Here is a 7,147-nt window from a genome sequence, read left to right as displayed (position 1 = left end):
CCAGTTCAAAATTAACGTCTAGCTAATTTATCCCTTTTACTGTTTTATAAGGTCAGTTCCTTGAATTAACTTTTAGAATCTTTCAAGGTTGTTTCACTGTTCAATTATCAAGGTTCTTTGTCGCTTTGTTTATTAGCGGCAACTGTTTTATTTTATCACTGCTTCAAGGCTTTGTCAAGTACTTTTTTAACTTTTTTTGAAGTTTTTAAGTTCTTGTCTTCATTCTTCTCTTTCGAGCGAACTTCTAAAGTTTATCATGTCGATATTCTTTTGTCAAGTACTTTTTTCAACTTTTTTTGAAGTCTTTATTTTGCAAATGACAAACGGAGAAAGAGGGATTTGAACCCTCGCGCCGCGCAAACGACCTACACCCTTAGCAGGGGCGCCTCTTCAGCCTCTTGAGTATTTCTCCGGATTCTGAATTCTCATTATCGATATTCAAAACATGCATCAATCACTGACGCGTAAGTCATTATACTAAATCAGTATACGTTTGTCAACCTTATTTTGAAACTTTTTTACATTTCTTTTACACTAGCTGTTCCTGATTCTGTGGCTTGCTGACTTTTCCCTTGAATCGATTATAAATATAGCTATTCGCTTCTTTCTCTTCTGTATCATCCAGTTCTTTTAATACTATACTTCCACCGTATTTTCTCTCCAGTGCTTTCTGAATCAGATAATCTGCCACCTCCGGATTCTTTGGGAGCAATGGTCCATGCAGGTAAGTACCTATGACATTTTTATATACTACACCCTCATATCCGCTTTTGCCGTCATTCCCACTGCCATAGACAACTTTTCCAAACGGCTTATTGTTTTTGATATTAGTTCTGCCACCATGGTTTTCAAAACCAACTACCGGCATAGATACCAGTTCACTTTCCAGAACAATATTATCAATCAGACGATAGTCTGTTCCCCTGTCTGTATCCAGATCAATCAATCCCAGACCTTCTATTTTACCTTCTGCTGTTGCATAATAATTGCCCAGAAGCTGATAACCGCCACAGATAGCAATTACCACTCCATTATCTTCCACATAGTTTCGAAAATCTTCTCTGATCATTTTGAGTCTGTTGCAGACCAGCATTTGCTCTCTGTCTGACCCACCGCCAAGTAATACAATATCCAGACCGGAAAAATCAATCTTATCATTGATCTCATAGCAGACAGTCTCTGCTTCTATTCCGCGCCACTGGCATCGCTTCATGAGACACTGGATATTTCCCCTGTCGCCATACAGATTTAATAAATCCGGATATAAATGTCCGATTGTTATTTTCATATTCTTCACCCCTGTTTGCCGGAATACTCTGCTTCTATCTTTTTCAGAATATTATGTGTGCTGTAAAGTCCTGTATAATTTACCAGTACATAGAGATTCTTACATCCATTCTCAATACGGTCCCGGATTGCCTTCTCTACATCAGGTTCCAGACTGGATGGAATATCTACATATTTTAGTCTCAGCCTCATATCCTGACAGCGGATTCCACTTACGATGATGCTGTTGATATTATCTGCCTGAAAACGGTCAAAGTCTACATCCCACAGCCAGGAAATATCTGTGCCATCCTGATCATTGTCATTAATCAGAATAATCAGATCCTTTTCTGAGGTATCTTCCATTACAGCGGAAATATTCTGGTTAAATCCTGCCGGATTTTTTGCCAGATTCAAAATAATCTCTGTACCGTTGATGGAAAAATGCTCATTTCGTCCGTTTTCCGGATTATACTGCTTCAGCACCTCTACAAAATTCGTAATCTCCAGTCCTGCTTCTCTTGCTGCCGCATAAACTGCAAGGATATTGTATACGTTATAGAATCCTCTGTAATTTGCCTCAATATGGCGGCCTTCTACATCAAATGCCAGATGCTTGCCGGTCTCAATATGGGAGGCATTATATTTGATCTCAGGACGTTTAAAATCACAGTTACTGCAATAATAATCTCCAAGCTGGCTGAAATGATAAAAATGATAATTCATTTTTGCGCCGCATTTTTTACAGAAACGACCTTCCTTGATCTCATTAATGGATTCTTCAAATACTTTTTCCTGAATGCCATAAGTTACATATGCATTACCACTCTCCATGGTCACATAAGTAGAGAGTGCATCGTCTGCATTCACAATCACTTTCATATTCGGTGCCATCTTCATGGCATCTCTTACCAGGTTCATGGTAATATCGATCTCTCCATATCGGTCGAGCTGATCACGAAACAGATTGGTCAGCACACAGAAATCCGGTTTGAAATGCGGAAAAATGCGCAAGGCAGATGCTTCATCTACCTCAATGCATGCATAATCTGCATCCAGTTTTCCATTCCATCCTGCTGCCAGCACGAAGGCTGCTACGGCTCCGTTGAGCATATTGGAACCAGTATGATTACATACTACTTTTTTATTCTGTGCTTCCAGCGTAGAGCATAAAAGATTATTCGTAGTCGTTTTTCCATTTGTTCCACAGACTACAAAGATCTTTTCTCTCACATCCCCTGCCAGTTCTGACAGGATCGCCGGATCAATCATCAGTGCTATTTTTCCAGCCCAGGTAACTCCCTGCTTTCCAAGCATTCTACAGATCTTTGCAGTAAGTTTGGATGCAAAGACCGCAGTCATTCTGCGTAACTTCATAATTCTATCTCCATTTTAAATAAGTACTCTGCAACTTTTACAGAGTACTTATTTTTTATTTTATATTGTCTGACCTGCTTCTTCTGATACCTCTTCTGAGCCCTCTTCATTTTCATTCTTGGATGACTCTCTCACTTTTGCAATACTTGCGATAGTAATTCCGTTCTTCAGATCCATCAGTTTTACTCCTGATGTCACTCTTCCCAGAATCGAGATATCACTGCACGGCATCTGAATGATAATGCCGTCTGTATTGATCATCATAACTTCGTTTTCTCTGCTTAAGATCTTCATGCCGACCACATTACCGGTCTTCTCTATGATCTTATAGCACTTCACGCCTTTTCCGCCACGGTTCTGTACCGTAAATTCATTGATATCTGTCAGCTTGCCCATACCGTTTTCAGATACCGTCAACATGTACTCTCCCTGACTGGAAAGCTGCATTCCAACCACTTCGTCTGTATCCAGCAGGTTAATTCCGATCACACCCATAGAGGCTCTGCCGGTTGCTCTTACATCCGACTCACAGAAACGAATACACTGGCCATACTTGGTTACCAGGAATACATCCTGATCACCGTCGGTATATTTCACTTCGATCAGCTCATCGTCTTCCCGCAGATTAATGGCAGTCAGACCTGTTTTTCTCATATTCTGGTATTCATCCAGAGAGGTCTTCTTGACCATACCGTTCTTGGTAGCCATAAACAGGTACGCATTTTCACGATATTCTTTCATGGTTACAATCGAAGTAATCGTCTCCTCAGGCTGAAGCTGAAGCAGATTAATAATTGCCGTACCTCTTGCGGTTCTGGATGCTTCCGGAATCTCATAGGTCTTCAGACGATAGACTCTTCCCTTATTGGTAAAGAACATAATAGATGCATGAGTATTGGTCAGGATCAACTCTTCAATGTAATCATCATCCAGAGTCTGCATTCCCTTGATGCCCTTGCCACCACGGTTCTGACTCTTAAAATTATCTCTGGTCATACGTTTGATATAACCAAGCTTCGTCATAGTGACGACCACTTCTTCCTGCGGAATCAGATCCTCCATAGAAATATCAAATTCATCATATCCGATGGATGTTCTTCTTGGATCCGCATATTTATCTCGGATCTCTTCCAGTTCCTTCTTAATTACGCCAAGAAGTAGATTCTCGTCAGCCAGAATTGCCTTTAACTCAGAAATCTTCTTCTGCAGTTCTGCATATTCTGCTTCGATTTTCTCTCTTTCCAGACCGGTCAGTGCACGCAGACGCATATCTACGATGGCCTGAGCCTGAACATCTGTCAGAGTAAAACGCTCCATCAGAGATTCTTTGGCAATGGCTGCACTTCTGGATGCACGAATAATCCGGATAACTTCATCGATATTATCTAGGGCAATCAGCAATCCCTGTAAAATATGGGCACGTTCCTCTGCCTTATTCAGATCGTATCTGGTTCTTCTTGTTACAACTTCTTCCTGATGTTTCAGGTAATAAGTAAGCATCTGGAGAAGGTTCATAACTACCGGCTGGTTATTATAAAGAGCCAGCATGATGACACCAAATGTATCCTGTAACTGTGTATGCTTATACAACTGGTTCAGGATTACATTGGCATTTACATCACGACGCAGTTCGATATTGATTCGCATACCTTCTCGGCTGGATTCATCTGTCAGAGCCGTGATACCATCGATTTTCTTTTCTTTTACCAGATCTGCGATCTTTTCAATCAATCTTGCTTTATTAACCAGATATGGCAGTTCTGTAACGATGATTCGGGTCTTGCCGTTTGGCAGGGTCTCCATATTGGTTACCGCACGCACACGGATCTTGCCACGTCCGGTACGGTACGCTTCTTCGATTCCTCTGGTTCCCAGGATCTGGGCTCCCGTCGGAAAATCCGGGCCTTTTACGATCTTTAAGATCTCTTCAATCTCCGTATCTCTGCCTTCTTCAATACGATTATCAATGATCTTAATGACCGCATTCACAACCTCCCCCAGATTGTGAGGAGGGATATTCGTTGCCATACCAACTGCAATACCGGTGGTACCGTTGCACAACAGATTCGGGTATCTGGAGGGCAGTACGGTTGGTTCTTTTTCTGTCTCATCAAAGTTCGGTGCAAAATCTACCGTATCTTTGTTAATGTCTGCCAGCATCTCCATGGAGATTTTGCTTAATCTGGCTTCTGTATATCGCATGGCTGCAGCACCGTCACCATCCACGGAACCAAAGTTACCATGACCGTCTACCAGTGGATAACGGGTAGACCAGTCCTGTGCCATGTTAACCAGAGCTCCATAGATAGAGCTGTCACCATGAGGATGATATTTACCCATGGTATCACCGACAATACGGGCACATTTTCTGTGCGGTTTGTCAGGACCATTATTCAGTTCAATCATAGAATACAGCACTCTTCGCTGTACAGGTTTCAATCCATCTCTTACATCAGGAAGTGCACGGGATGCAATAACGCTCATGGCATATTCGATGTAAGACTGTTCCATGGTCTTCTTCAGATCGACTTCATGTACTTTGTCAAAAATATTATCTTCCACGCTCGTTCCTCCTAAATGTCAAGATTCTTTGCATATTTTGCATTTTCTTCGATAAATTCCCTTCGAGGCTCTACCTGGTCACCCATCAGTGTGGTGAAAGTCAGATCCAGCTCAGAAGTGGAATCCTCGTCCATATTCACTCTCAGCAGAATTCTCTTTTCCGGATCCATAGTGGTCTCCCAGAGCTGTTCTGCATCCATTTCTCCAAGTCCTTTGTATCGCTGGATCTTGTTGTTCTGGTCACGGCCTACTTCCTGAAGAATCTGATCCAGTTCCTCATCAGAGTATGCATACCACACTTTTTTATTCTTTTCCAGCTTATACAGAGGCGGCTGTGCCAGATAGACGTGTCCCTGTTTGATCAGCTCCGGCATGAATCGATAGATAAATGTCAGCAGTAATGTGCTGATATGGGCGCCGTCTACATCTGCATCGGTCATAATAATAATTTTATGATAACGCAGCTTGGAAATATCAAAATCATCATGAATACCGGTACCAAACGCGGTAATCATTGCTTTGATCTCCGCATTAGAATAAATACGGTCCAGTCTTGCTTTTTCTACATTTAAGATCTTACCACGAAGCGGCAAAATTGCCTGGGTTGCACGAGTTCTGGCAGTCTTTGCCGAACCTCCCGCAGAGTCACCCTCTACGATATAGATCTCACAGTTTTTTGGATCTTTGTCTGAGCAGTCTGCCAGTTTTCCAGGAAGGGAAAGTCCATCCAGTGCTGATTTTCTTCTTGTCAGCTCTCTGGCTTTTCTGGCTGCTTCTCTTGCTCTCTGTGCCAGAATGGACTTCTCCAGAATAATCTTGGCCACCTGAGGATGCTGTTCCAGATAGATCATCAGCTGTTCGGATACAATACTGTCTACCGCTCCTCTCGCCTCACTGTTCCCCAGCTTCTGCTTCGTCTGTCCCTCAAACTGAGGCTCCCCAATCTTGATGCTCACAATAGCAGTCAGGCCTTCACGGATATCTTCCCCAGAAAGGGTCTCTGTCTCTTTAATCAGCTTATTTAATCTTGCGTAAGCATTAAATGTCTTGGTTAAGGCATTCTTAAAACCGGTCAGATGGGTACCACCCTCCGGTGTAGTGATATTATTTACAAAACTGTAAGATCCTTCTGTATAAGAATCATTGTGCTGCATGGATACTTCCACGTACACGTCATCCTTCGTGCCCTCACAGTAAATAATATCCGGGTAAAGAGGAGTCTTTCCTTTGTTCAGGTATGTAACAAACTCCTTAATTCCTCCCTCATAGTGGAAGGTCTTTTCCATCTCATGTCCTTCTCTTTTGTCCCTGAGAATAATCTTCACATTCTTGGTCAGAAATGCCATTTCGCGAAGACGCTGTTTCAGAGTATCGTAATCAAAAATGGTATCTTCAAAAATCTGCTTATCCGGCAGGAAAGTTACCATGGTGCCGGATTTGCCTTGTTCACAGTCTCCGATGATCTTTAACGGGTAGCAGACATGGCCTCTCTCATAACGCTGATTATATACCTTTCCTTCTTTGTAGATGGTTACCTCCAGCCATTCAGAAAGGGCATTTACAACTGATGCACCTACTCCGTGAAGTCCGCCGGATACCTTGTATCCGCCGCCACCGAACTTTCCTCCGGCATGAAGAATCGTAAATACTACTTCTACCGCCGGTTTTCCTGATTTATGATTAATTCCTACCGGAATTCCACGTCCGTTATCTATTACCGTAATCGAATTATCTTCATTGATCGTTACATCAATGGTATTACAGAACCCTGCCAGGGCCTCATCGATTGCGTTATCCACAATTTCATAGACCAGATGATGAAGTCCGCGAAGTGAAGTACTTCCGATGTACATACCAGGTCTCTTTCTGACTGCTTCCAGACCCTCCAGAATCTGAATCTGGTCTGCTCCATATTCATGATTTACTTCTGTTCCCATACATC

Annotated in this window: 4 protein-coding genes and 1 tRNA gene; all 5 read right to left on the bottom strand. The window is 42.4% G+C overall.

The genetic code is table 11. The features are described from left to right. Positions 1–324: 324 nt before the first annotated feature. Positions 325–412: transfer RNA gene (locus H8716_RS15195), tRNA-Ser, on the bottom strand. A 117-nt stretch (positions 413–529) separates the two neighbouring features. Further along, the gene (locus tag H8716_RS15190) at positions 530–1,288 is read right to left on the bottom strand and encodes a type 1 glutamine amidotransferase (protein WP_249309848.1); all 759 of its coding nucleotides are present in this window, start codon (positions 1,286–1,288) and stop codon (positions 530–532) included. Between the two features lie 5 nt (positions 1,289–1,293). Next, positions 1,294–2,643, bottom strand: a complete 1,350-nt coding sequence (locus H8716_RS15185) for a MurT ligase domain-containing protein (protein ID WP_249309847.1) — start codon at positions 2,641–2,643, stop codon at positions 1,294–1,296. A 60-nt stretch (positions 2,644–2,703) separates the two neighbouring features. Then, a complete protein-coding gene (gene gyrA, locus H8716_RS15180; protein ID WP_330606654.1) occupies positions 2,704–5,205 on the bottom strand; it encodes a DNA gyrase subunit A in 2,502 nt (833 codons plus the stop codon). An 11-nt stretch (positions 5,206–5,216) separates the two neighbouring features. Next, positions 5,217–7,142, bottom strand: coding sequence for a DNA topoisomerase (ATP-hydrolyzing) subunit B (gyrB, locus tag H8716_RS15175; protein ID WP_249309846.1), 1,926 nt, complete (start codon positions 7,140–7,142; stop codon positions 5,217–5,219). Positions 7,143–7,147: the final 5 nt, after the last annotated feature.

This window comes from Jingyaoa shaoxingensis (assembly GCF_014385005.1).
Lineage (GTDB): Bacteria > Bacillota > Clostridia > Lachnospirales > Lachnospiraceae > Marvinbryantia > Marvinbryantia shaoxingensis.
This window is presented reverse-complemented; position numbering and strand designations above follow the sequence as displayed.

What these genes read in the sequence shown, in the direction of transcription:
- H8716_RS15190 (WP_249309848.1), bottom strand. Translation starts at nt 1,288, where the DNA reads ATGAAAATAACAATCGGACATTTATATCCGGATTTATTAAATCTGTAT.
- H8716_RS15185 (WP_249309847.1), bottom strand. Translation starts at nt 2,643, where the DNA reads ATGAAGTTACGCAGAATGACTGCGGTCTTTGCATCCAAACTTACTGCA.
- gyrB (WP_249309846.1), bottom strand. Translation starts at nt 7,142, where the DNA reads ATGGGAACAGAAGTAAATCATGAATATGGAGCAGACCAGATTCAGATT.